22 protein-coding genes are annotated in these 22,130 nt (G+C 42.2%); 7 read left to right on the top strand and 15 right to left on the bottom strand.

The annotated features are described in order from the left end of the window. Nucleotides 1–31 precede the first annotated feature (31 nt). Complete coding sequence (locus AAW12_RS14205; protein ID WP_046674394.1) at nt 32–586, bottom strand: SMI1/KNR4 family protein; 555 nt, start codon at nt 584–586, stop codon at nt 32–34. A 232-nt stretch (nt 587–818) separates the two neighbouring features. On the opposite strand from AAW12_RS14205, the gene AAW12_RS14200 reads away from it, so the two are divergent. Further along, complete coding sequence (locus tag AAW12_RS14200) at nt 819–1,343, top strand: hypothetical protein (RefSeq protein WP_046674289.1); 525 nt, start codon at nt 819–821, stop codon at nt 1,341–1,343. An 11-nt stretch (nt 1,344–1,354) separates the two neighbouring features. Here the strand turns inward: AAW12_RS14200 and AAW12_RS14195 are convergent, their stop codons facing one another. After that, nucleotides 1,355–2,269 carry a helix-turn-helix domain-containing protein gene (locus AAW12_RS14195; protein WP_046674288.1) on the bottom strand — a complete coding sequence of 305 codons (915 nt, stop codon included), beginning with the start codon at nt 2,267–2,269 and terminating at the stop codon, nt 1,355–1,357. 83 nt (nt 2,270–2,352) lie between these two features. Then, nucleotides 2,353–3,192: an SDR family NAD(P)-dependent oxidoreductase gene (locus tag AAW12_RS14190; RefSeq protein WP_046674287.1), complete on the bottom strand. Its 840-nt coding sequence runs from the start codon at nt 3,190–3,192 to the stop codon at nt 2,353–2,355. Nucleotides 3,193–3,403: 211 nt separating this feature from the next. On the opposite strand from AAW12_RS14190, the gene AAW12_RS14185 reads away from it, so the two are divergent. From AAW12_RS14185 to AAW12_RS14175, 3 genes are all read left to right on the top strand, one after another. Then, complete coding sequence (locus tag AAW12_RS14185; RefSeq protein WP_046674286.1) at nt 3,404–3,865, top strand: redoxin domain-containing protein; 462 nt, start codon at nt 3,404–3,406, stop codon at nt 3,863–3,865. 2 nt (nt 3,866–3,867) lie between these two features. Beyond that, nucleotides 3,868–4,377, top strand: coding sequence for a DsbA family protein (locus tag AAW12_RS14180; protein ID WP_046674285.1), 510 nt, complete (start codon nt 3,868–3,870; stop codon nt 4,375–4,377). Nucleotides 4,378–4,612: 235 nt separating this feature from the next. Next, a complete protein-coding gene (locus AAW12_RS14175) occupies nt 4,613–5,434 on the top strand; it encodes an alpha/beta fold hydrolase (RefSeq protein WP_046674284.1) in 822 nt (273 codons plus the stop codon). A gap of 75 nt (nt 5,435–5,509) precedes the next feature. Here AAW12_RS14175 and AAW12_RS25525 read toward each other — a convergent pair whose 3' ends face one another. From AAW12_RS25525 to AAW12_RS14120, 12 genes are all read right to left on the bottom strand, one after another. Next, nucleotides 5,510–7,141, bottom strand: coding sequence for a sigma-54 interaction domain-containing protein (locus tag AAW12_RS25525; protein ID WP_053003699.1), 1,632 nt, complete (start codon nt 7,139–7,141; stop codon nt 5,510–5,512). 14 nt (nt 7,142–7,155) lie between these two features. Beyond that, a complete protein-coding gene (locus tag AAW12_RS14165) occupies nt 7,156–8,532 on the bottom strand; it encodes a sigma-54-dependent transcriptional regulator (RefSeq protein WP_046674283.1) in 1,377 nt (458 codons plus the stop codon). Between the two features lie 10 nt (nt 8,533–8,542). Further along, nucleotides 8,543–10,765: a histidine kinase dimerization/phosphoacceptor domain -containing protein gene (locus AAW12_RS25520; RefSeq protein WP_053003698.1), complete on the bottom strand. Its 2,223-nt coding sequence runs from the start codon at nt 10,763–10,765 to the stop codon at nt 8,543–8,545. Between the two features lie 81 nt (nt 10,766–10,846). Further along, nucleotides 10,847–11,512, bottom strand: coding sequence for a YoaK family protein (locus AAW12_RS14155; RefSeq protein ID WP_046674282.1), 666 nt, complete (start codon nt 11,510–11,512; stop codon nt 10,847–10,849). 4 nt (nt 11,513–11,516) lie between these two features. Next, nucleotides 11,517–11,990, bottom strand: a complete 474-nt coding sequence (locus tag AAW12_RS14150) for a Dps family protein (RefSeq protein ID WP_046674281.1) — start codon at nt 11,988–11,990, stop codon at nt 11,517–11,519. Between the two features lie 4 nt (nt 11,991–11,994). Beyond that, the gene (locus AAW12_RS14145) at nt 11,995–12,429 is read right to left on the bottom strand and encodes a DoxX family protein (RefSeq protein WP_046674280.1); all 435 of its coding nucleotides are present in this window, start codon (nt 12,427–12,429) and stop codon (nt 11,995–11,997) included. A gap of 12 nt (nt 12,430–12,441) precedes the next feature. Then, the gene (locus AAW12_RS14140; RefSeq protein ID WP_046674279.1) at nt 12,442–14,325 is read right to left on the bottom strand and encodes an amidohydrolase; all 1,884 of its coding nucleotides are present in this window, start codon (nt 14,323–14,325) and stop codon (nt 12,442–12,444) included. 11 nt (nt 14,326–14,336) lie between these two features. After that, nucleotides 14,337–15,101: a M17 family peptidase N-terminal domain-containing protein gene (locus AAW12_RS14135; RefSeq protein WP_053003729.1), complete on the bottom strand. Its 765-nt coding sequence runs from the start codon at nt 15,099–15,101 to the stop codon at nt 14,337–14,339. 4 nt (nt 15,102–15,105) lie between these two features. Beyond that, nucleotides 15,106–16,503 (bottom strand): alginate export family protein, encoded by a 1,398-nt coding sequence (locus tag AAW12_RS14130; protein ID WP_053003697.1) that lies wholly within the window; start codon nt 16,501–16,503, stop codon nt 15,106–15,108. Nucleotides 16,504–16,540: 37 nt separating this feature from the next. After that, entirely contained in the window at nt 16,541–17,176 is a 636-nt protein-coding gene (locus AAW12_RS14125) for a hydrolase (protein ID WP_046674278.1), read from the bottom strand. A gap of 102 nt (nt 17,177–17,278) precedes the next feature. Further along, nucleotides 17,279–17,434, bottom strand: a complete 156-nt coding sequence (locus AAW12_RS26275; RefSeq protein WP_156167652.1) for a hypothetical protein — start codon at nt 17,432–17,434, stop codon at nt 17,279–17,281. A 374-nt stretch (nt 17,435–17,808) separates the two neighbouring features. Next, the gene (locus AAW12_RS14120; protein WP_084823185.1) at nt 17,809–19,218 is read right to left on the bottom strand and encodes an alpha-L-fucosidase; all 1,410 of its coding nucleotides are present in this window, start codon (nt 19,216–19,218) and stop codon (nt 17,809–17,811) included. 130 nt (nt 19,219–19,348) lie between these two features. Between AAW12_RS14120 and AAW12_RS14115 the strand changes: the two genes are divergently transcribed. The 3 genes from AAW12_RS14115 to AAW12_RS14105 are packed head-to-tail and all read left to right on the top strand — an operon-like array spanning nt 19,349 to nt 22,071. Further along, nucleotides 19,349–20,770, top strand: coding sequence for a sensor histidine kinase (locus tag AAW12_RS14115; RefSeq protein WP_046674277.1), 1,422 nt, complete (start codon nt 19,349–19,351; stop codon nt 20,768–20,770). Beyond that, on the top strand, nt 20,751–21,461 hold the full coding sequence (locus AAW12_RS14110; RefSeq protein WP_046674276.1) for a response regulator transcription factor: 711 nt from the start codon (nt 20,751–20,753) through the stop codon (nt 21,459–21,461). Before AAW12_RS14115 ends, AAW12_RS14110 begins: the two co-directional genes overlap by 20 nt. A gap of 25 nt (nt 21,462–21,486) precedes the next feature. Then, nucleotides 21,487–22,071 carry a Crp/Fnr family transcriptional regulator gene (locus AAW12_RS14105; RefSeq protein WP_046674275.1) on the top strand — a complete coding sequence of 195 codons (585 nt, stop codon included), beginning with the start codon at nt 21,487–21,489 and terminating at the stop codon, nt 22,069–22,071. Nucleotides 22,072–22,130 lie beyond the last annotated feature (59 nt).

Here is a 22,130-nt window from a genome sequence, read left to right as displayed (position 1 = left end):
TTATAAAAAAAATGAGGGCGATGAGTTTCTGTTAGTCCACCTTAAACCGTTTGGGATATTCGCCGGTGGTATCTAGGCTAAAAAAATCATCGAATTTTTCTTTGGGCGTATGAGCATAATAGTCATTAAGTAGCCCTAAAAAAACTGCGAGGTTTGGTGCAATGACATTGCGGTCATTGTCTTTATTCCAGTATTCAATCAATTGACCTGCCTGTCCCGTAAAGATGCCCCCTAGATCATAGCAGATGTAACTTCCACCGCCGTTGTGGAATATAGGGATCCAACGTTCATTCCACCAGTTTTCGATTTCAAAGTCCATACCAATCATATTGGTCAGTTCCTGCGCTGTATCCAGCGCTTCTCCTAGTGGGATGAAAGTCGAATTGTTCACAAAGACTTCATAACTTGTATTGCATTGCCCATTTTTCCAGCGATAGAGCGCTTTAAGATCTTGAGGTATCTCCATATCATATTGCTGTTCAAGGTCCCTAAACTCTTCTGCCGATAACGGGGATTGTAGATCGGTATACAGCTCAGGTCTTAGATTTTGGATATAACTGTCTAATGTCGCTAGCGTCTGTTGCATAATGGTGGATTTTTGATGCATTCATAAAGTTAGCATAATTGCTTGATTATGCGAATTATCATGTGCGCTATGGATCGTAAGAAAAGGTAAAAATGTTAATAATTATTTAATGGGAATTAGTGTAAATTTATGTCAGCATAACGCTGTAGCTATGTTCATCATTGGATAAAACGATAGCAGATGTTCAAGTGTTATTTATGCAGGTATCCTTTTTATAATTTACTGAATACGCATGAAAAAGATCGAACTAGTCCCACTTGTTGGGATTCAAATTGAAGGTATTGGTCAGGTTAATCTTGGTGCGGGCCTTGCTGAAGTTCAAGGTGTGCTTGGTGCTCCTTCAGATGCGCTGGACGACCAATATTATTATGATGAACTCGAATTGAGACTTGATTTTAATGATCAGGGAACATTGGAATTTATAGAAAGCATCAATGGACCCTATCCAGAAAAAACTGAAATCAATATCTATGGTGTTAATCCATTTCAGGTCGAAGCAGCTGAACTGGTCAATCTCTTAACGGATAAAAATCAGGGTGAGGTTGATGATGCCGAAGCGGGATATTGCTATACATTTTTAAATAGCTCTGTGGGCGTCTGGAGACAGATTACTGAAGAGGATGTTCAGGAGGAGATTGAGGAAATCAAAGCCGATGGCGAATACGAAGACAATGCGGATATGCTGCTGGAGGACCTTAAAAAGTCAAAGTTCTTTTGGACGATCGGTATTGGGGTAGCGGGATATTACGCGGAGTAAAGATAAATAACCTATTGAAACTGCTGCCTAAATTCCACGGGACTTTGTTGGGTATTCTTTTTGAACACTTTACTGAATGACTGTGGATGTTCGAAACCCAGTTCATAAGCGATTTCACTGATGGAGAGGGAACTCGTGCTTAGCCGTAATTTGGCATACTCGATCATTTTATGCTGAATATGCTGTTGGGTGTTTTGTTGTGTATAGATACGCAGCAAACTGCCCAGGTAGTTTGGTGATAAATTGAGCTGCTGCGCCAGGAAGCTGACTGTCGGTACACCATGCTCCACAAGTATGTGTTGCTGAAACTGTACTGACAGTAACTGCTCAAACTTGGTGACCAGTTCTTGAGTCGATCGCTTGCGGGTGATAAATTGACGTTCGTAAAATCGTTCGGCGTAAATCAGCAAGCGCTCGATCTGTTTGATAATGAGTTCGCGGCTAAATTTATCGATATTGGACTGATACTCTTTTTCGATATTCTGCAGAATATCGACAATGATGGCTTCTTCTTTGTCCGAAAGAAAAAGCGCTTCATTGACCTGATATTGGAAAAAATCGTACGAGTGAATATGTTTTGCCAATTCGCTGTTCCAGAGAAAATCGGGATGGATCAACAGGATCCAGCCGCTGGGTTGTGCCTGTACTTGCTGATTGATCTCCACTTGTAGAAATTGTAGGGGCGAGATAAAAGTGAGTACGCCCGAGTCGAAGTCATAGTGCTGCTGTCCATAATTGAACCGGGCATTTACATTTCGCTTTAAACCGATCGAATAAAAATGTTGTATCCAATTCAATTTGCTGTCATTTATGGGGTAATGTACTTGACTATAATCAACCAAGCTGATCAATGGATGTTCGGGCTTAGGTAGTCCGCAAAAGCTGTGGAATTCCGAAAGCGAATGAAAGCGAAATGTATTCTCCATCTTGTAAATTTAATGAATTTCTAATTTGATTATTGTGAGATTTCCTCGGAAGCTTTTTATGCTGAGTTAAGCAATTATTGGGATTATTCAAAACCCGTTGATACTGTATAGCTTTTCCATTTTTCGATCTCGGTCATAAGCATATTGATCTTATTTTTGGCCAGCTCATACGCATCTTCGCCCATTAAAAAATGAACTGGGGGCTGTGCGAGCGTACTTAACTCAATTAATAAGGTTGCTGCTTTCTGGGGATCGTTTGCCTGATTTCCATGGATCTGATGCAGATGGGTAGCTTCGTTTTCTCGGGCAGTGACGTACGCAGCGATCGGATTGGCTGCGGTATGTAAGGATCCCTCCGATAAAAAATCAGTTCTGAAGTAACCGGGATAGACCAAGGTCGTGTGTACGCCAAAAGGCTCCATTTCGACAGCGAGGGCTTCAGTAAAGCCTGCGACAGCAAATTTGGTGGAGCAATAAACACCAAAGGCTGGGTAATTTCCAGCGAGCCCGCCGATAGATGCTATATTGAAAATATGACCCGATTGCTGAAGGCGCATATGGGGAGCAATATGCCGGATGGCATTAAGCGATCCAAAGACATTCACTTCGAAGTTGCGGCGTGCTTCCCAGTCGCTGAGTTCCTCGAGGGTACCGGTCTGACCATAACCGGCATTGTTGACCAATACATCAATCTTTCCGAAATAATCAATGGCCGAGAGTACTGCCCGGGCAACGTCTTTGTCATCGGTAATGTCCACTTCAAGCGGCAGAAAATTTTCCTGATCGCCAATTTCATCTTCCAGGGCCTGTTTTGTTCGTGATGTGGCAACCACAAGATAACCTTGGGCGAGCAACTCTTTAACAAGACTGAGACCTAACCCTTTGGAAGCACCAGTGACAAACCATACTTTTTGTGATTTCATGTATTTCTTTTTTTAAATAAATTGATGTTACAAAGGTGGCTAATCGATCGAGTTTGGATGTAGGCAGATCAACGGATCTTGTAGTCAAATCGTGGATAGCCATTTTTTCCTTAAAACAATTTTAGCTTTTAAGTGCTTTATTTAAAGATGATGCACATCTATTTTAAGGTTGTGCACCTTGAGATGGTCGATAAACTTTAAAGACGTTGATATGTTAAAAGAAAATGATGTTGCCCCTGATTTTACCTTGTACGCGACACCCGATCAAAAAATTAGATTATCAGAATTTAAGGGGCACAATGTGATATTGGCATTTTATCCGGCAGATTGGAGTCCGGTATGTAGCGATCAGATGGCCTTATATAATGAAATGCTCAAATATTTCAAGAAATATGATGCAGAGATAATGGGTATTTCCGTTGACAGCAAATGGTGCCATATGGCCTTTGCGCAATCCCGAAAGCTGCATTTTCCACTTCTGGCCGATTTTGAAGCTAAAGGCGAGGTCGCCAAGAAGTATGGTGTTTACGATGAAGAGGAAGGGGAGTGCAAGCGCGCGCTTTTTGTGATTGATAAGGAAGGGGTTGTTGCTTGGAGTTATCTGTCTCCGACTGCGGTCAATCCGGGTGCAGACGGTATTATCGAAGCATTGGAGAATCTTAAATCAAAATAATTATGTCATTGAAACCGAAGGTCAGCAATGCTGACCATATATTGGGAAATGGCCAGGCCGATCTGACCATTGTTGAATATGGGGATTACCAATGTCCGCATTGTGGTGCAGCTCATCCAATTATAAAAGAAATGATGGCCGAACTGGGAAGCCAGATCAGGTTTGTATTCCGCAATTTTCCGCTATCGGAGATGCACCCCTATGCAAAACCCGCAGCATTGGTGGCGGAGGCTGCAGCACTGCAAGGGAAATTTTGGGAGATGCATGATGCCATTTTTGAAAACCAAAACTTGCTGAGTGAAAGATTGCTGCTGGATATCGCCGAGCAACTGGATTTGGACATGCCAAAGTTTAAATCTGATTTGCAGGACGAGGCGTTACAGGATCGTGTAGATGGCGATTTTGAAAGCGGTATGCTGAGCGGCGTTAATGGGACACCGACATTTTTTGTTAATGGACAGAAATTTGACGGTGGAGCGGAAGATCTGGTTCAAATATTAGGTGAAAACTGAATATATGAATACTATTTAAACACAGGTGAGCACACCACGAGAAGTCTCTTGCAGGATAATAGATCGTATCGTAAAAAACGAATGAATCTGTTGTATAAATAACGAAATATCGTTGTTTTTAAATTAACGTTTATTTTTCTAATGTACTTAAATACAGTTGTATGTGTTTGTTGGGCTATGAATTGCAATCCGATTAACATATCATGTAAATAATAAAATTCTTAAACTAATCATTATGGCAACATTCAAAGTTCAAGACGGAACAGAAATTTATTACAAAGACTGGGGAACAGGACAACCGATCGTATTTCATCATGGTTGGCCTTTATCCAGCGACGATTGGGACGCGCAGTTGATGTACTTCCTAGAAAAAGGATACCGTGTGATCGCACACGATCGCCGGGGTCATGGTCGCTCGACACAGACGGCAACGGGAAATGAGATGGATACCTATGCGTCGGATATTGCACAATTGGTAGAAGCATTGGATTTAAAAGATGCCATCCATATTGGTCACTCAACAGGTGGTGGCGAGGTCGTTCGCTACATAACCAATCATGGTACTTCTCGGGTTTCAAAAGCTGTATTGATCAGTGCGGTTACCCCCACAATGGCTAAGAGTGCTACAAATCCCGATGGTGTACCAATGGAGGTTTTTGACGAAATAAGATTGAATACGGCAACACGCAGACAACAATATTTTCAAGATTTTACCCTCGCTTTTTATGGCTATAATCGCGATGGAGCAAATGTACAACAAGGTGTGATGGACAACTGGTGGCGGCAAGGGATGATGGGCGGTATTAAGGCACACTATGATTGTATAAAAGCGTTCTCTGAAACTGATTTTACCGAAGAACTTAAAAAAGTCGAGATCCCTGTCTTAGTATTGCATGGTGAAGATGATCAGATCGTACCGATTGATATCACGGGAAGAAGAGCCGCTAAGTTAGTCCAAAATGGTACTTTAATTACCTATCCCGGTTTTCCACATGGAATGCCTACTACAGAAGCGGAGACCATTAATAAGGATATTTTGGATTTTATCCAAAAATAAGATTCTGTTGATCTAAAAATAGTTTTTAAATAGTTGTATAAGCCATTTCCATAAACGGGAATGGCTTTTTTTGTTTTATTCCTTGGAGTAAGAAAACTTCTTGCCAATGCCCAGCTTTTTCATCTTGGATTGAAGCGTTGTGGCTGGAATACCGAGTATGGTCGCCGCCCCATTGGGGCCAGAAATACGGGCTTTACAGTTGTGCAATACCCAAAGAATATACTCTTTTTCAAAGTTTGCCAAGGTTTGTAAACGGAAATCCGGAACCTTGCTTTCTCCTACAAAATCACCGTCAGACAATAGTGCGATTTTTTTTATAGTTGAATCTTCCGTCAATAGAATCGAACGTGCAATAACATGTTCAAGTTCGCGAATATTGCCAGGCCAGGAATGTAAATGGAGGCGTTGCAAAACCTTTTTACTGATTTGCTTAGGTGGTTTTTCTCCGGCATGTTTTAGGAGGAAATGCTGGATTAAATGAGGAATATCTTCTCGTCGTTCACGAAGGGATGGGAGAGTAATTGGAAATGCGCTGATCCGGTAATATAGGTCGGCTCGAAAGTTGCCGGCCTTAACTTCGGTTTGTAAGTCCTTGTGTGTGGCACAGATTATACGGACATCGATAGGAATATTTTTATTTCCTCCCACGCGCTCAATTTCTTTTTCTTGTAACACACGGAGAAGTTTGGCCTGGAGTGTTAACGGAAGATCTCCAATCTCGTCCAAAAAAAGTGTTCCGCCCTGAGCCTGTTCGAACTTGCCGATTTTACGTTTTACAGCACCACTGAAACTACCTTTTTCATGTCCAAAAAGCTCACTTTCGATCAATGTGGGCGCAATAGCCGCACAGTTGACTTTTATTAGGGGACGGTCCGATCTGATTGAAAAATGATGTACAATTTGGGTGGCAACTTCTTTGCCAGTTCCGCTTTCACCTTGAATAAGCAGGTTCATTTCTGAGCGCGCTACTGTTTTGAGCTGCGATTTTATGGCTTGTATCAGTTCACTCTCGCCAATCATCTGCGGCTCCGATGCCTCTGATTTCTGACCATAACCCTCGTTCTGCTGGAGACCCTGAGGCTGTACAGTGAGCTGCGCTTGGCTACTGGCCAGTTTTGTAAAGGCTGCATGTGCCGACCGTTCGTGCATCAGAATATTGCCGACAGTAATACCAAGCTGTGGGATAAAATTTTTTATGCGATACTCAAGCTGAGGATCGATCGGTTCCAGTCTTTTGTAGCCTAGACTTAAGATCGCCCAATGGTGTTCATGTACTCGAAAAGCTTTGGATACAATTGCTTTATTTCCCTCTTGAATGGCGTGGACAAAGTTTGTCGGAAAAGATTTATCCGCTTTTAAAATTTCGCTGGCTCGGAACAGGATGGGTTCAGCGGAAAGGATACATTCTTTAAAGAATTTGTCTTTACAGCTACGTGATTCGTTCTCGCTTGTTTTTGCCTTATTTTTGGATTGAAAAAGGAGGCTATAGTTAACTTCGCGATTATCCGCAATAAATAGCGAAAGCCAATTCTGTCCCAAAAAGATTTGGATTTCGTTTTGGAGCAAATCCAATGCGGCTAGGGTATGAATAGGAGCTATTTTCTGCTGAATAGCCATTTGAGCAAGCTGCTCTATTTCGCGTTGCTGAATGCGATTATAAATCGCTTGCGGATCTGATCCTACGCCTGTATGCTGCATGATGGTCATTTGCTATCTTGTTATCAATAAAAGTCGGATTTAATTCCGAATTTTTTCATTTTGTTATATAAACTGGATGAACTGATCTGTAAGATTTCTGTTGCGCCACCTGGGCCGGAAATTTTGCCCTTACATGATTCAAGTACACGCAAAATATGCTCTCGTTCCATTTCTTCAAGGGAGGCTAATTTTTGAGATGAGAAATCTGAAATTTTGATTTTACTTTCCAGGTGTTCAGTAAATACCATGTCGTTGATGATGGGCTCTTTTGCAAGCAGTACAGTTCTTTCAATAAGGTGCTGCATCTCCCGAATATTGCCCGGCCATGGATAAGCTTGCATATTGGCAAGTGCATGGGCAGAAAAGGCCGTGACGTTTTTCTTGAGTTTAGTGGCGTAAAAGGCCAGAAAATAATTGGCTAGCACCTCAATATCTCCAGTCCGCTCTCGAAGTGGGGGAATGGCAATTGGGAAGATGTTGAGCCGATAATATAGGTCCAGTCTAAAGTGGCCTAGGGCGACCTCCTGTTCCAGGTTGCGGTTAGTCGCAGCGATAATACGTACATTGATCTTGACCGGCAGCTCTCCACCTACACGGTCGATTTCTTGTTCCTGAAGCACACGCAGTAATTTGGTCTGCGCTTCTAACGGTAGTTCACCAATTTCGTCCAAAAAGATGGTTCCCCCGTCGGCAAGTTCAAATTTACCAATTCTTCTATTTTGCGCCCCTGTAAAGGCTCCTTTTTCATGACCAAATAATTCAGACTCCATAAGAGATAATGGTATGGCAGCACAATTGACGACAACCAAAGGCTGCTGCTTGCGCAACGATAGCTGATGTAATGACTGCGCAATCTTTTCTTTACCTGTGCCGCTTTCGCCGAGCAGCAAAACGGAGGTGTCTGTAGGAGCAACCAACTCAACCTGTGAAAGTACCTCATTAAGAGCTGGGCTTGTACCGATGAGCTGATTTTTTAAGCTTCTGTTTTCAATGGACTTAATTTTTGGATCCTCGGCTTTGTTTTCCGAACTGAGCCTTTCATTGGCAATATCGAGCATAATGAAAAGATCCTTTTCGCGAAATGGTTTTGTCAAAAAACCATAGGGTCTTGTCTCTTTAACCGCTTCTAAAATGCCTTGGTTGGTATTGGCCGATATAAATAAGAATGGTAGCTCCAGCTTGTTCAGTTCAATAGCGAGGTCGATACCTGTTTCACTTCCCTTTAATAGGATATCGAGTAGTATCCAATTCGGTTTTGTTGTCGCGATAATTGTCTTGGCCTGCGACACAGAAGACGCTATACCAATGACTTCATAACCGTTTTTTTTGAGGATCATCCTGAGATCATTAGCGACGATAAATTCGTCTTCTACGATTAAGATCTTGTTTCCTTTTTGCATAAAATTCGTCTTAAATTTCGGCTTCTTTCTGTGAAAATTGAATAGTAATGAAAACACCTTGGTCAGATGTCAGTTTAAATTCCCCGTCAAGCTGGGAAGTTAGCCCTTGCATGAGATTCATGCCGAAAGAGTCACTATCATTACTGCTAAGATCTTTCTGTATTCCGATACCATTGTCGGCAATGCTAAGCAAGAGATCGTAAGGTGTAGCTTTGATTCGCCTGAAGCTGATAAAAACAGTTCCCTCCCTTTGAGTAAAAGCATGTTTGATTGCATTATTGATTGCTTCATTGAGAATAAGCCCAACTGGGACAGCTTGTGCAACATCAAGAGTAATCGGATCTACCTGAATCTCAAATTTAACTGATTTTTCGGATTGAAAGCTATCTTTGAGATATTCGGTCAGTTCCTGGATATACCATTTCATGTCAATGCGAGAGAGGTTGTCTGTCTGATATAATTTTTGATGGATCAGAGACATCGCATGCATGCGATTTTGACTGTTTTGAATTGCGTTGATGGCATCTTCGTTTTCAAGATAAGCCGATTGTGTATTGAGCAGACTGATAATAATCTGCATGTTGTTTTTGACGCGATGGTGAATTTCTTTTAGTAGCCATTCTTTTTCAGCGATCAGCTGTTTTAGCTTTTCATTCTGGATATTGATTTCTTCCTGTTTAAGCGTTAGTTTTTCATTACTTCTTTTTTTTATGGCATTTTGGATATACAAAAAGCCCGCGAAGGTCAACAGAACGACAAAGCTGCCTATGAACACGTTTCGTATAATGGCCTCCCGTTCAAGCAGTGATTTTTGCAGTTGACCTTTTTGCTTGAGGAGGACGATATCATGGTCTTTTTTTTCGGTATCATAATCTAATTGTAAGGCCGTAAGCTCCTTGGCTCGCTCTACACTATTAATGGAATCGCTGATCGTTTTGAAAGCTGTCAAGTTTTTGAATGCGGATTTAAAATCACCGCGGGCGGAGTCGGCCAGATAATAAAGTTTCCGCAATTCGGAGGCACGGAGCAGACTGCTTTCTTTGGTCATTGATCGCTCTATTTCTTCAAGGTAAGGATACATCTGCTTGATCTGTCCATCTGCAAAAAGATAGCTAGCGATTCCAATCATCATGATATGCCTTTCCTGTCCGGTGATATTCCCGGTTTTGTAATAGGTTAAGAGTTCCTGATAATAGGGATAAGCTTTTTTTGTATTTTTATTTCTTGTGTACAGCATGGTATACAGATAGGCATAGCGTATGGAGTAGATATCAGACGCGTAATCTTTGGTGACATTATCAAGCAGATTCAGTGCATCTGAAACGCGATTGAGACGGGATAGAATCGTCGCTAAATTGAGTGTTATCGTATGGATGCCATATCTGTCACCTTGACTTTTAGCGATTTCAAATGACTTTTGGTAATTTTCTAGGGCCTCTTTATTGGATTTGAGGTCATAATAGATCAATCCCACAATATTGTACACGGCAGCTAAATTATCTTTGGTTGTCGTCGTGTTTTCGTTTTCCACTACCCGACGGGCTTCGAGCGCATATTTTAAAGCTTCTTTGAGGCGCAGGAGCATCCGAAGATTACCGGCAACGGACACAAGCTCCTTGCTGATATTTTTTTCGCCGGTCTGTTTTTTTAATACAGCAGCTCGATGAGCAGTTTCTATGGCACCTTTATAGTCCCCATAATTGGAAAGGAAGCTGGATTGTTCCATCAGGATTTTGGGCTCAAGTGATTTATCACTTGTCTTTTTGGCTTGTTCTAACGCTTGCTGGAATAAGCTGGTTTTTTGATGATAGTCAACATCTTTAATGTCGTTAGCCATAGACAGGTAAATCATGGCCGAGGCTTTAGCAAGCTGATGGGTGTTCGCAAAAAGTAAACTAGCCTTTTTCTGGCTTTTTGCAAGGTCAGGTTTCCCCATTTCCTCCTGTATACGGGCATCCAGAAGCATATTTAGCGCGGCTTCGGTTTTAAGGTTGACTGAGAGGTGGAGTTTTTGGGATGTCCTATTAAGCCATAAGGCACTGTCTAGGTCTTTTTTTGATTCACCTGGTTTTTCCAGATAACATTTAGCGGCTCCATAAAGCATACGAGCTTTCTGTCCGGTATCCTTTTCCTGCGATATGCTGTCTAGCAGACGATGAATAGTCGTGTTGTCCTGACCGAATGTATTAAAGATCGAAAGGATAAAAAAGCTAAGTATTAGATAGATTCTCATTGAGGTGACTTACGTTATAAGATAAAGCAAGCTATCTTTATATCGGTAGCTTGCTCTATTTGCTTTATGCTTTTATCCTAATTATTGATCCTTGTCGTTCGAAAGGAAATAACAGACGAGCATCGCTATACCTGCAAATATAATAGAAGTTAATCCAAGTTGTTTACCAAAATAGGCTCCCGCCAAACATCCGATGAAAAAACCTGATAAGGTGATCAGCTGCTTCCCGAAGCTGACGTTGGTGTCTGGATTTTTAAATTTATTAGCGATAAGTACACAAAGGTCTAGTGATGCTTGGGTCACATTTCCGGTCATCATGGTTGTTGGTCCGTAAGTTGCTTTGGCAAATAGTTTTCCGAATGCATTTTGCATGCCCAAAGCGAATACGACGAGCATAACCAGGCTATACATCACGGTTTTGGAGGCGTCTACCGGAAGAATAATAGCCAGCAAACCTGCAATCACAAGTAATAGGGCTTCGGCAAAGAGGACGGTATTTTTCTTATGGGAACGTGAGGTAAGCCATCCGCCGACCATCACAGCGGTGACAAATACAGGAAAGGTTGCCAATTTGATCCAGGCCGTGCTATCTCCACCATTGATAAGCTGATAGGCGAAGACGATAAAGTTGCCTGTCACATGGGCCGAGAATATTTTGTCAGCTGCGACAAAGGTAACAGTGTCACAATACCCTCCAACAATTGTGAGAACAAGTGTTGTTAGATGTGCTTTGTTTTGATTTTCCATGGTTTTATGATAAATGCGCACGTAACATCCAAGCCATTTTTTCGTGAGTTTCCAGAAGTCCAGTTGCATAGTCGCTTGTTCCAATGTCCTTCAGTGTTATGGCAAAGTGGTCGATGTTTTCGCGCAATGAAACAATAATGCTTTCGTGGTCCATTAATAATTCTTTGATATAACCAGCACTATCATTGCCTGACCTTTTATGTTCGGTTAACTGTGTCAGCGCTAGAAACTGATTTAGGCTGGCAGGTGCATAATGCCCTAGGTTGCGGATGCGTTCAGCAAGACTGTCAATCAGCTCATCGAGTTCGTTATACTGCGCTTCAAAAAAGAGATGTTTGTTATAAAAATCGGCTCCCTCAATGTTCCAATGTGCATTTCTTGTTTTCGTATAAAGCAGGTATTCATCGGCTAACAGTTTAGAAAGAATCTGTGCCGATTCAGCTAGGTGATTGTCGTGTATTCCGATATGAGGTTTCATATGTTTATTTTGTGAGTAGTTGATAAATGTAATGATCCATTGAATAAGCTCCAGGGCCAGTGAGCAAGAGGAGCAAAAGGCACAGCGTGTACATAAATGGAACATCGCGTACTTCGCGTGAATCGTAGCGATGGACGACGAAATAGCCAACTGCGGTAACTCCTATTGTCGGTAATAGCGCTAACCTTCCAAATAAGCCAAGCGCAATAAAAAAAGGTACAATGGTGTCAGCAAACTGGGCCACAGCGGCGTTGAGTTTTTCTGGCAGCTGCAAAGGATTCGGGATATGTTCAGGTTTAGCCTGTGGGCCTTTTTGTATTTTTTTGAGGCCGTGAACGGTGAGCAACTCCCATGCTAACAAGATACGAAAGATCAATATAGCTCCATTGTTGACTGTATTTCCCAGATCTGTGTAAAAAAGTTTTTGAAGTATTTCCATCTTTTCAGTGTCTTAAAATGCAAAACATGAACAGCCTAGGGCTCCCCAGAATGCGGTGTAATTGTTTATCGCGATGTTACTCATTCGGGCTTGATTGTGATCGTGTGCATGTACCTGACAGCTGCCGCTACAAAGATGGATGGAATTTACAATGCTGTTTTGAGCTGTTGATGCAGTTGCACTGCTTTTTTGAGCTGTTTTCGAAACACTATAATAACCACTATAGCTTTTTGTAGGTGACCAATCGGGTAGAATGGGGATCGGTGGGGGAGAGAAGGAACTGAAATCACCTTCCGCATAGACAATTTTGCCCGCTACGACAGTAAGTTCGGATTCGATCTCCTTAATCGCTTCATCTTCTACCGTAAAATAGTCATTGTTAAGTACCGTTAAATCAGCTAGCATTCCCAAAGCAATATCTCCCTTTTTTTGTTGTTCTTGTGAAAACCAGGCACTGCCTTTGGTATAGAGCTGTAGCGCAGTCATGCGGTCAAGCTTGCTATCTTGGTATATTTGGAGTCCACCCACAGTTTTTCCTGCGGTAAGCCAGTACATGGACACCCAGGGATTGTAGCTGCTCACGCGGGTTGCATCGGATCCACCTCCTACAGGAACTTCCATGGCCAGCATTTTTTTGACAGGAGGTGTTTGTTCAGCCGCAGTAGAGCCATATCGATCTGCAAAATATTCACCTTGATAGGCCATACGGCTTTGGATGGCAATACCACCACCAAGCGCTTTGGTGCGTTCGATATTACGTTCGTCTATCGTTTCGGCATGGTCGAAAATCCAGGCCAGTCCATCAAACGGAATGTCGCGATTGACTTTCTCGAATACGTCCAAAAAGCGGCTGATACTTTCGTTGTATGTGGCATGTAATCTGAATGGCCATCGATTACTCACGAGTAAACGAACAACTTTTTCGAGTTCGGCTTCCATATTTTCACCGAGATCGGGCCTTGGTTGGAGAAAATCCTCAAAATCTGCTGCCGAAAAAACAAGCATTTCACCAGCGCCGTTGTGGCGGTACATGTCGTCGCCTTGGTGGAGAGGAACGCTGTCTATCCATTGCTGGAAATCTTCGTATTCGTGCTTGGGCTTTTGTGTAAAGAGGTTGTAGGCGATACGTACTGTAAGCTGGTCTTCACGATGTAAGTCACTGATGACTTTGTAGTCGTCGGGGTAGTTCTGAAAGCCTCCACCGGCATCGATGACGCTGGTAATCCCAAAGCGATTCAACTCCTTCATGAAATGGCGAGTCGAATTGATCTGTTCTTCGTAAGGTAAAGTTGGGCCTTTTGCTAAGGTTGAATATAAGATCATGGCATTGGGCGATGCAATCAGCAATCCTGTGGGATTACCATGGCTATCGTGTTCAATGGTTCCTCCTGGAGGGGCAGGTGTGTCTTTGGTATAACCTACGGCACGCAATGCAGCAGCATTTAGCAGTGCGCGGTCGTAGAGATGAAGGATAAAAACGGGTGTATCAGGTGCTAGGGCATTGATCTCAGCTAAAGTTGGCATGCGACGTTCTGCAAATTGAAATTCGGACCAGCCACCAACGACACGAACCCACTGCGGATGTGGTGTACGGTCGACTTGCTCTTTAAGCATACGCAGTGCATCAGCCAATGATGGAACACCATCCCAGCGCAATTCAAGATTATAACTGAGTCCGCCACGGATCAGGTGGATATGCGAATCGTTAATGCCCGGTACAACACGTCTACCGCCTAGGTCAATCAATTTTGTCTGTGTGCCGGCAAGCTTAAGGACATCGCTGTCTGAACCGATGGCAACAAATTTACCATCTTGGATCGCTACAGCTGTAACAGCTTCCTGGTTGTAGCCGAAATGGGTTATCTTCCCATTATATAGAATAAGGTCTGCTTTCATGGGGCTATTTTTTAGTTTTGTAAGGAGAAAATGGCTTTTTTGATACCTTCACCAGCCGTTTCAAAGAATGCCGGTCCGGCTAATAACGTGATCTTGTTTAATACCGGTTGTTGATCCATATTTTTTTCGCCCAACCATTTTTGGGTTCTGAAGGCATCTATACATCCGAGAACAACATTTTCGGCAACTAAGGCAGTCGGCGAATCCACACCTGCATCTTTGAGATCACTCGCAAAACTAAAATCCTTGACACCTAATCGAAGCGCTTCGCGCATGGCAACATGGGCTACATCCTTCATCAGTTCAGCATGGAAGTCCTCCCGTTTGCCAAGCCCAATCAACAATAGTTTTTTACTTGCGAGTGTGCTCTTTTGGCTTGGGGTTAAGAGGATGGTTTCGAGTGCATGGCCCTTAAATTTTCCTGTCTTACGTATTTCAGTTAACGTACCATGTAAAGCTTCATCTAAATGTACAAGACCGTTCAATGCGGCAGGCAATGCCGGAGGGGAGATAAAGATATCGCCCTCGGTATATTCAAATACACAGGCCACCTGCAGATCACTTGCAGCTGCCGAAGGACCTTGAACGAGGCCTTCAATAGCCAGTCCATCGACATTGCCCCAGATGGTACTTGTGCCTATTGCTGTAGTTTTAATAGGAGCTGACGCCGTTACTTGCGCATAGGATTGTATCGGAGTAGCTGCAAGTGTGCCAAGCAAGGCGACTAGTGTCCATTGACATGTTTTCTTTAGAAAGAGTCTCTTTGTTGTTTTCATGTTTTTAGAATTTAAAGGCGATTCTGCTATTGAAGAAAATTCCATTCTTTGGTATGCTAATGATGTCTTCAATGAAGGCGCCGGTCTTGAAATATTGGATACCTGTTACCAGCGACAGTTGCTTACTGGCTGTGTAGGCGAAATTGGCTAGATAGGCCGTGCCGATATAGCGTTTACGCGAAGCAGATCCAGGTAGGTTGAAAGATCCGCTTGGCCTGTATAAACCGTCTTGTAAAGTATGTCGCCAGTTGAAAACCACGTCAACCTGCATCTTGAGATTGGAAAGAAGGTCTAGCGTGGCATAAGGGTGAATGTCAATCAAGTTGACGGGACCGATCTGTGGACTAAAACCGAAATACCCACCTTTGGGGTAAATGGGATTGAAGGTCTGCAGATTGCCATCTCCAGCCTTTTTGTCCCCTGAAATATAGTCGTTACGTAGATTGATGGATGGCTTGAGTACCGTATTTTCAAAGAGGTAGCCGATATCGACGGAAGCAGTCCATGCTGATATCTTACCCTGGCCAAAAGATCCAAATTGATAAGCCCCTTCAAGATTATAAATAAATCCACCGCCATATTTCCAGATCCGGGCTCCTAGGGTATGGCGGGTTTCCTGTGATATCCCCTCCTCGAAAACCGAATGGTCGCGATAGATACCGATGTAATATAGGTCGAGATTGGCCTGTTGAGGAATAATAAATTTACCGTAAGCTCCCCACAGGTTTACTTGTTTGGAAGGTTTGTTGTCAAATATGCCCGGTCTAACGGTATCTGCCATCATGGCAAATGCTTCAATATTCACTTTGCTGCTGTTATAAGCTAGCTTTGCTCCAGTGAAATATCTTCTGGCATTTGGGCCTTCACCTACGGAGATTAAGCGGCCGGAGCCATAGTCAAGCTCCTGCCTGCCAAGGCGAATCAATACTGATTTATTATTTTGTTTGAACAGCGTTCCATCTATAAATAGGTTCTGTACATTCAATTGGTCTTCATCGATCTGGCGTGAACCATTTTTGCGGCCATGCTGCAGGGCTGAGCGGAGCTGGGTGAAAAGACGGAGGCGCGTCCCGAGATGTAAATCGGCATGAAGGCTATAGCGTTGCAATAGAAAGCTGTTATGCCCAAGCTGTACGCGTCCCCAGTCCTCATTGTTAAAATCGACATATTCCAACCGTGCCTCGCCACCCATCGAAAGCCATAATTTGCCGTCACCGGATAAAGGGCTATATTTGAGCTTTTGATAACCATGACGTGTACTGTCTGCGAGGGCGCTATAGTCTTCCTCAAAACGCATTAATTTGTAGGTTTGACCCTTAGAAAAATGCGGGAATAGGCAGAGTATCGACAATACGACAGCCGCTTGACGGAGATAGTTGAATATGGACTGTTGCTGTTGCACGAGGTACGATTTTGAATGAATATTTTTTACAATTAAATTAACCGTGTTTTAGCATATTGTGAGCATAATGAATCCCTAAGCCATAGCTGCCACCATGTTTTTTCATGAGATCTGTGACAGCTACATAGGTTTCCTGACGGGCCCAGTCGCGTTGTAATTCCAAAAGGTATTGTACAGCAGTGATGGGTTTTGCACCTGTATGAATCATTCGTTGCATAGCACGCTCATGCGCCTCTTGACTTACATCACCACAAGCATCGGCAATAACATAAACTTCATACCCTTCCGCGAGTGCAGATAAGGCTGGTCCAACGATACATACACCTGTCCATAGGCCGGCTAGTACCAATTTTTTCTTGCCTGTGCCTGTAATTGCTTGGTAAGCAGCCTGATCTTCCCAGGTGTTCATACTGGTCCGGTCGATATAATCTGTACTGGATTGCGGATAATATGTCTCAATTTCTGGAAAAACAGGTCCTGAAAAGCTTTCTTCCGCGACAGTAGTTACGATGGTCGGCACATTGAAAATCTTGGAAGCACCGCAGATTACGGCGACATTATTGCGGAGTTCTTCCATAGTAATACTTTTTGTGGCAAATGCCATTTGGCCTTCGAAGTCGATCAATACCAGTGCATGGTTGCTTGGCGACAATAGTTCTAGTGATGGTTTCATAAATATGTATTTTAATGTTGTTTGATAATCGTTGATATTCAAATCTTTTACCTTTTTTCTTATTGTTTTGATATTTAGTTTTCTACGGTATTTTGTTGGTTTTTAAAATTGACGATATATCGTTAATTGGTTTTTCTTGCTAAAGTAATCCGATAAATCAATGAGCAATTCATCGCTTTGACAATGCTGTTGTCCCTTAGAGATGCCCAACGCATTTGTTGTATATCCAAATTTAGGGATGTTAATTTTGCTGTTCATTGAACTAGTTTAAGAAAAACAGGGAAAGAAAAAGTGCACTAAACAATGGATATTGTGGAATCCCCTCATATTGCATGGGGTCTTTTGTTTAATCCCAAATCATATATCTATTTGGAATAAAATCATCTTAAGTAAGTTTATGCACTAATAACTTAGTTGAGATATTAGAAATTAGCTTACCGGATTATACTGATCACTTGGGGCTACAGGCGTCATGGGAACCTGGATTCGAATTCCCTTGAAATGAACGCTGTTCCGATGATTTAAAAAAAACTATAGCGATCATGAATACCAGTTTTCCCCTATAAAAGTCGACGGATATAGACTTTTATAGGAGAAGAATAGCAAATATATTTTTGATTCTTTGTGTTGTGTTAGCGCCTTTCTTGGTAAACGCCAATCTCGTTCACGACCGCATGACCTTTTTCGGGTTTGAGGCTAAAACGTAATTTTTGTCCCAACACTTCATTAAATCGGAAGATCTTGATACGGCCCTGTTGTACCGCTGTAACCGCGATAGGATACCATTTTCCATCTTTCAGATAGGATAAGTTATACTGTGAAGGATTGTCTTTTCCTTCGGTAATAACAACACTATTGAAAGCCTTACTACGTTCAAAATCCAATTCATACCATACTTCACCTTTAACTGCCGGATTGGAAACCCAGGCACTGCCAAAGTTATCGTCATTGGCGAAATCCATAATATTCATGTCATCGCTCCAGCTACTGTATGAAGGTACTTGTTTGGCCATATTGTGGTCGACTATAGGTGCCTGATAACTTGGTAATGAACTGTAGTTGGGTTTATTTTTGTATAATGTACCAATTGTCTTCAATGCATCAAGCGCATTTTGATCCATCAGACCATCACTATTTGGGGCTACATTGAGCATAAAGTTGCAATACGCGTTGTTGTACGGAATGACAAATTTCTCGACCAATTCATTGACGTTTTTAACTGGGGTGTTCGGAAACGATGTTTTCCAGAACCAATTTTGCTGTAAGGGAAGACAGGCCATTGCCGGCAATTTGTTATGCTCCTTAGAAATAAATTGACCCGCACCTTGTTCATAGGATTTAATATCGGTGTAAAACAACGCATCACCTGGGTATTTTGCTGAATTGAGATCCATCAACAAACATTTCGGTTGAAGTGATTTGACAAGATAATAGATGTCGTCGAAAGGAACATCATCGTACGAAATACGCGACCAAGGGGCATCCCATCCGTCAATAACCAAGGCGTCGATTTCACCATATTGCGTTAGCAATTCTGTCAACTGATCTTTGATTAATTGGATGTGGGCTTTGGTAATGGTATGTGGACGTATGCCTTGATGCATATCCAAAATGGAATAATACAGCATAACACGCAAACCATTTTTGCGGAAAGCATCCGTAAATTCTTTAACAACATCACGATGTAAAGGCGTATTCATCACATTATAATCTGTTGTTTTGGTATTCCAGATCGGAAAGCCACTGTGATGTTTGGTGGTTAGGCAACCATAGGTCATGTTGGCCGATTTGGCCGCTTTAGCCCATTGATCTGCATTGAGCTTTGGCGATTTGAACAGTTCAAGTGCGGCATTGGGATCTGACCAATCTTGTTCCATAAACGTCGGCATGCCATAATGGATAAACATACCGAATCCAAGATTGACAAAGTCGAGCTGGCTCTGCTCGAGTACCTTCTTTGATAAACCAGATTGTGCAAATAGCGTGTTGCCCAGGAAAAGAAAAGATAGGCAGTAAAGTAGGGACTGTGAAATTTTGGACATAATTTACGAAGTTGTTATCCTGCAAAGGTAGGCCATCGTTGTGTTATTTAAGCCTAATGGAAACCTAACGAAAGCCTAATAAAAGCCTAATAGAAGTCTTGGTTCGAAAAATTGATGCTATTTTTAAACCATGCAGCGTACCGGTAAAAATTTATATCCTTGGGCATTTGGAACGAGCTTCTTGATCTTGACCGTTTTGATCGGTTTTCTAATTTTCAACACCTATAAGCTTGAAGATAAGAATTATCAGATCGGACAGCTCAATCAGATTCAGAATGCTTATGGCGCTGTTATTATGGATGATAAGATATTCCCCGGTGGGGATGCCATCTTTCAGACAACGTTAGTGCCCTGTTTGCCGATATGGTATGAAAAAAAAATCACGAAGTCCGCAGATGCAGACCAGTACGGTAAGCATTGTATGAATGGCTTTCTTGATGAGATGCGGAGTCGGCAGTCATTGGACAGTATCTTTCGTCGGATTGTACATCAACAAGGGCTCGATACGACACTTGTTTACCTGTTCCATTTTGATAAATTGGAAGTATATAATGAAAGAGACGGTACCTGGACGACTTTCTTTGCGTTAGCCGCTGATGATCGTGCAGGTTTAATCAGTGGTACACTCAAGAGCGTAACTCATAATAATAGGGTTTTTGAACTATCTGTCAGTGATAAGAACCCGATTCCTTATCGTTTTACCTATAGCCTGTATGTGGATTATGAAAATAGGAACTGGCGTATCGTCCAAGATATGGCACCTGTGTTTTTACTCTCTTTAGCATGTATCGTCGTGATTGTGCTCTTAAGTTATCGAACCTACAGCAATTGGATCAACCAACGTAAATTGGTAGACCTGAAAACAAGTTTTCTAAATCATATGCGGCATGAATTTAATACGCCACTGACGACGATTTTGATCAGTGCACATAGTCTGGTCGACAGTGAAGCGGGTAAGGAAGACGTAGAGGTGGTACAACTCGGCCGCATTGTGGAAAGGCAAGCCAAACGACTCAAAGCTTATTTTGAACAGGTCATGGGAGCAGTTGCGTTACAAGAACAACAGGCTAAAATTGTATCCGTTTCTATTGATCGGTTGACACAGCAAATACTGAGTGAGCTTCATTTGCGCTACCGAGGAGAAATTGAAATTCAATATGAACCTTTAGCCGAAGATGCAGAGATAAACCTTGATGAAGACTATTATTATTCAATTTTGGATAATCTGGTATCTAATGCGATAAAATTTAACGATAATAGTAAGAAGACGATTCAGTTAAGCTGGGAGCAGAGAGGTCCTCATTGTAACCTCAAAATAGTGGATAATGGGATTGGGATCGCCGCTGCGGATCAAGGAGCGATCTTTACAGCATTTTATAGAGGGAAACTGTCCGGCAACAAGCCTGGACTGGGACTGGGACTTTATTATGTCAAATCTTATTTGGACAGGCTGGGTTGGACAATCCATATAGCGGAAGATAAGTCTGGTTCCGGTACGATTTTTTATATTTACATGGGCAATGCGGCACGCAATGGTAAAAGACAAGTTTGACATTCTTTTGATCGAAGACGAACCCGATTTGGGGGAAGTTTTTTCGCGTTATTTGCAGTATAAGGGCTATACTGTACTTTGGGAAAGTACAGCACAAGGAGGTTGGTCTGCTTTTCAGTCCTATGCTGTCCAATTACTTATTATTGATGTGCAGTTGCCCGATGGCAACGGTTTTGACCTGGCGCAACAAATGATACAATTGAATCCTGGACAACCTATTTTCTTTTTGACAGCACTTCATGAACGTGCATCGCGGCTTAGAGGGCTTAGTCTAGGTGCTGTTGATTACATTGCTAAACCTTTTGACATGGACGAAATATTGCTTAAGATCCGCAATTTATTGACTGTGGCAAATGCACCCGAGGTGCACCCCAATTCGGAAATCGAGCTCGCTATCGGTTGTCTGGCACTCAACATGGAACGCTATAGCCTGCGCGATGGAGTGGGCGGTATACAAAAGCTCACGGTCCGTGAAGCTGAATTGCTACGACATCTGATTCTCCATAAAAATCTATTGGTCAATAAGAAAGATCTATTGCTGAAGTTTTGGGGTAATACGGATTTTTTTAATGGTAAAAGCCTAGAGGTTTTTATCTCCCGACTTCGTAAATTGCTGCAGATGGATCGCAAACTTCATATCGAAAGTATCTATGGAGCGGGTTATATTTTACACGAAAATGAAGGTAATTAACGACCTGATCTATTAAAGAAATACAATGTTATACGAAAATATTCTTAAAAATGTGTCCAAGTGCATTACTTTGACAATTGAAGAAACCAAACAGTTTACTGGTTTATTGACAACAAAGAAGATTCCTAAAAAAACGATGCTATTGGAGGAAGGGGAAGTATGCCAGTTTGAAGGATATCTTCAAAAAGGTTGTGTCAGGATTTATTACCTGGATGAAAATGGTTTTGAAGTAACGCTGGCGTTTGCTATCGAAGATTGGTGGATTAGCGATATTGCTTCATTTCATTACCATACACCATCTAGTTTATACATGGAAACATTAGAAGACAGTGAGTTCTTGATGTTAACACCAGATACGAAGGAGAGATTATTAGAGACTGTTCCAAAGTTTGAGCGAGTTTTTCGTATGTTAGTGCAACGCCGGCTTGCTGTTCTGCAAAATAGGCTGATCCATACAATGGCTAAACCTGCTGCCGATCGCTATCTTGAATTTATTGAACTATATCCGACCATTTCCCAAAGGGTACCGCAATACTATATTGCATCCTACCTAGGGGTTTCACCCGAATTTGTCAGTATTATACGTAAGCGGCTTGCTGCAAAGAAATAGTAATCAGTCCGAATGGCTCCGTAATGAAATACAAATTTTTAATGGACGAAAAGTGTCTT

Source organism: Sphingobacterium sp. Ag1 (assembly GCF_000988325.1).
Classification (GTDB): domain Bacteria; phylum Bacteroidota; class Bacteroidia; order Sphingobacteriales; family Sphingobacteriaceae; genus Sphingobacterium.
This window is presented reverse-complemented; position numbering and strand designations above follow the sequence as displayed.

Coding starts and splice junctions, on each gene's coding strand:
- AAW12_RS14110 (WP_046674276.1), top strand. CDS start 20,751: ATGGTAAAAGACAAGTTTGACATTCTTTTGATCGAAGACGAACCCGAT.
- AAW12_RS25525 (WP_053003699.1), bottom strand. CDS start 7,141: ATGACCATCATGCAGCATACAGGCGTAGGATCAGATCCGCAAGCGATT.
- AAW12_RS14190 (WP_046674287.1), bottom strand. CDS start 3,192: ATGAAATCACAAAAAGTATGGTTTGTCACTGGTGCTTCCAAAGGGTTA.
- AAW12_RS14120 (WP_084823185.1), bottom strand. CDS start 19,218: ATGTCCAAAATTTCACAGTCCCTACTTTACTGCCTATCTTTTCTTTTC.
- AAW12_RS14135 (WP_053003729.1), bottom strand. CDS start 15,101: ATGAAAACAACAAAGAGACTCTTTCTAAAGAAAACATGTCAATGGACA.
- AAW12_RS14150 (WP_046674281.1), bottom strand. CDS start 11,990: ATGAAACCTCATATCGGAATACACGACAATCACCTAGCTGAATCGGCA.
- AAW12_RS14180 (WP_046674285.1), top strand. CDS start 3,868: ATGTCATTGAAACCGAAGGTCAGCAATGCTGACCATATATTGGGAAAT.
- AAW12_RS14165 (WP_046674283.1), bottom strand. CDS start 8,532: ATGCAAAAAGGAAACAAGATCTTAATCGTAGAAGACGAATTTATCGTC.
- AAW12_RS14145 (WP_046674280.1), bottom strand. CDS start 12,429: ATGGAAATACTTCAAAAACTTTTTTACACAGATCTGGGAAATACAGTC.
- AAW12_RS26275 (WP_156167652.1), bottom strand. CDS start 17,434: ATGAACAGCAAAATTAACATCCCTAAATTTGGATATACAACAAATGCG.
- AAW12_RS14105 (WP_046674275.1), top strand. CDS start 21,487: ATGTTATACGAAAATATTCTTAAAAATGTGTCCAAGTGCATTACTTTG.
- AAW12_RS14140 (WP_046674279.1), bottom strand. CDS start 14,325: ATGAAAGCAGACCTTATTCTATATAATGGGAAGATAACCCATTTCGGC.
- AAW12_RS14185 (WP_046674286.1), top strand. CDS start 3,404: ATGTTAAAAGAAAATGATGTTGCCCCTGATTTTACCTTGTACGCGACA.
- AAW12_RS25520 (WP_053003698.1), bottom strand. CDS start 10,765: ATGAGAATCTATCTAATACTTAGCTTTTTTATCCTTTCGATCTTTAAT.
- AAW12_RS14175 (WP_046674284.1), top strand. CDS start 4,613: ATGGCAACATTCAAAGTTCAAGACGGAACAGAAATTTATTACAAAGAC.
- AAW12_RS14155 (WP_046674282.1), bottom strand. CDS start 11,512: ATGGAAAATCAAAACAAAGCACATCTAACAACACTTGTTCTCACAATT.
- AAW12_RS14115 (WP_046674277.1), top strand. CDS start 19,349: ATGCAGCGTACCGGTAAAAATTTATATCCTTGGGCATTTGGAACGAGC.
- AAW12_RS14205 (WP_046674394.1), bottom strand. CDS start 586: ATGCAACAGACGCTAGCGACATTAGACAGTTATATCCAAAATCTAAGA.
- AAW12_RS14200 (WP_046674289.1), top strand. CDS start 819: ATGAAAAAGATCGAACTAGTCCCACTTGTTGGGATTCAAATTGAAGGT.
- AAW12_RS14125 (WP_046674278.1), bottom strand. CDS start 17,176: ATGAAACCATCACTAGAACTATTGTCGCCAAGCAACCATGCACTGGTA.
- AAW12_RS14195 (WP_046674288.1), bottom strand. CDS start 2,269: ATGGAGAATACATTTCGCTTTCATTCGCTTTCGGAATTCCACAGCTTT.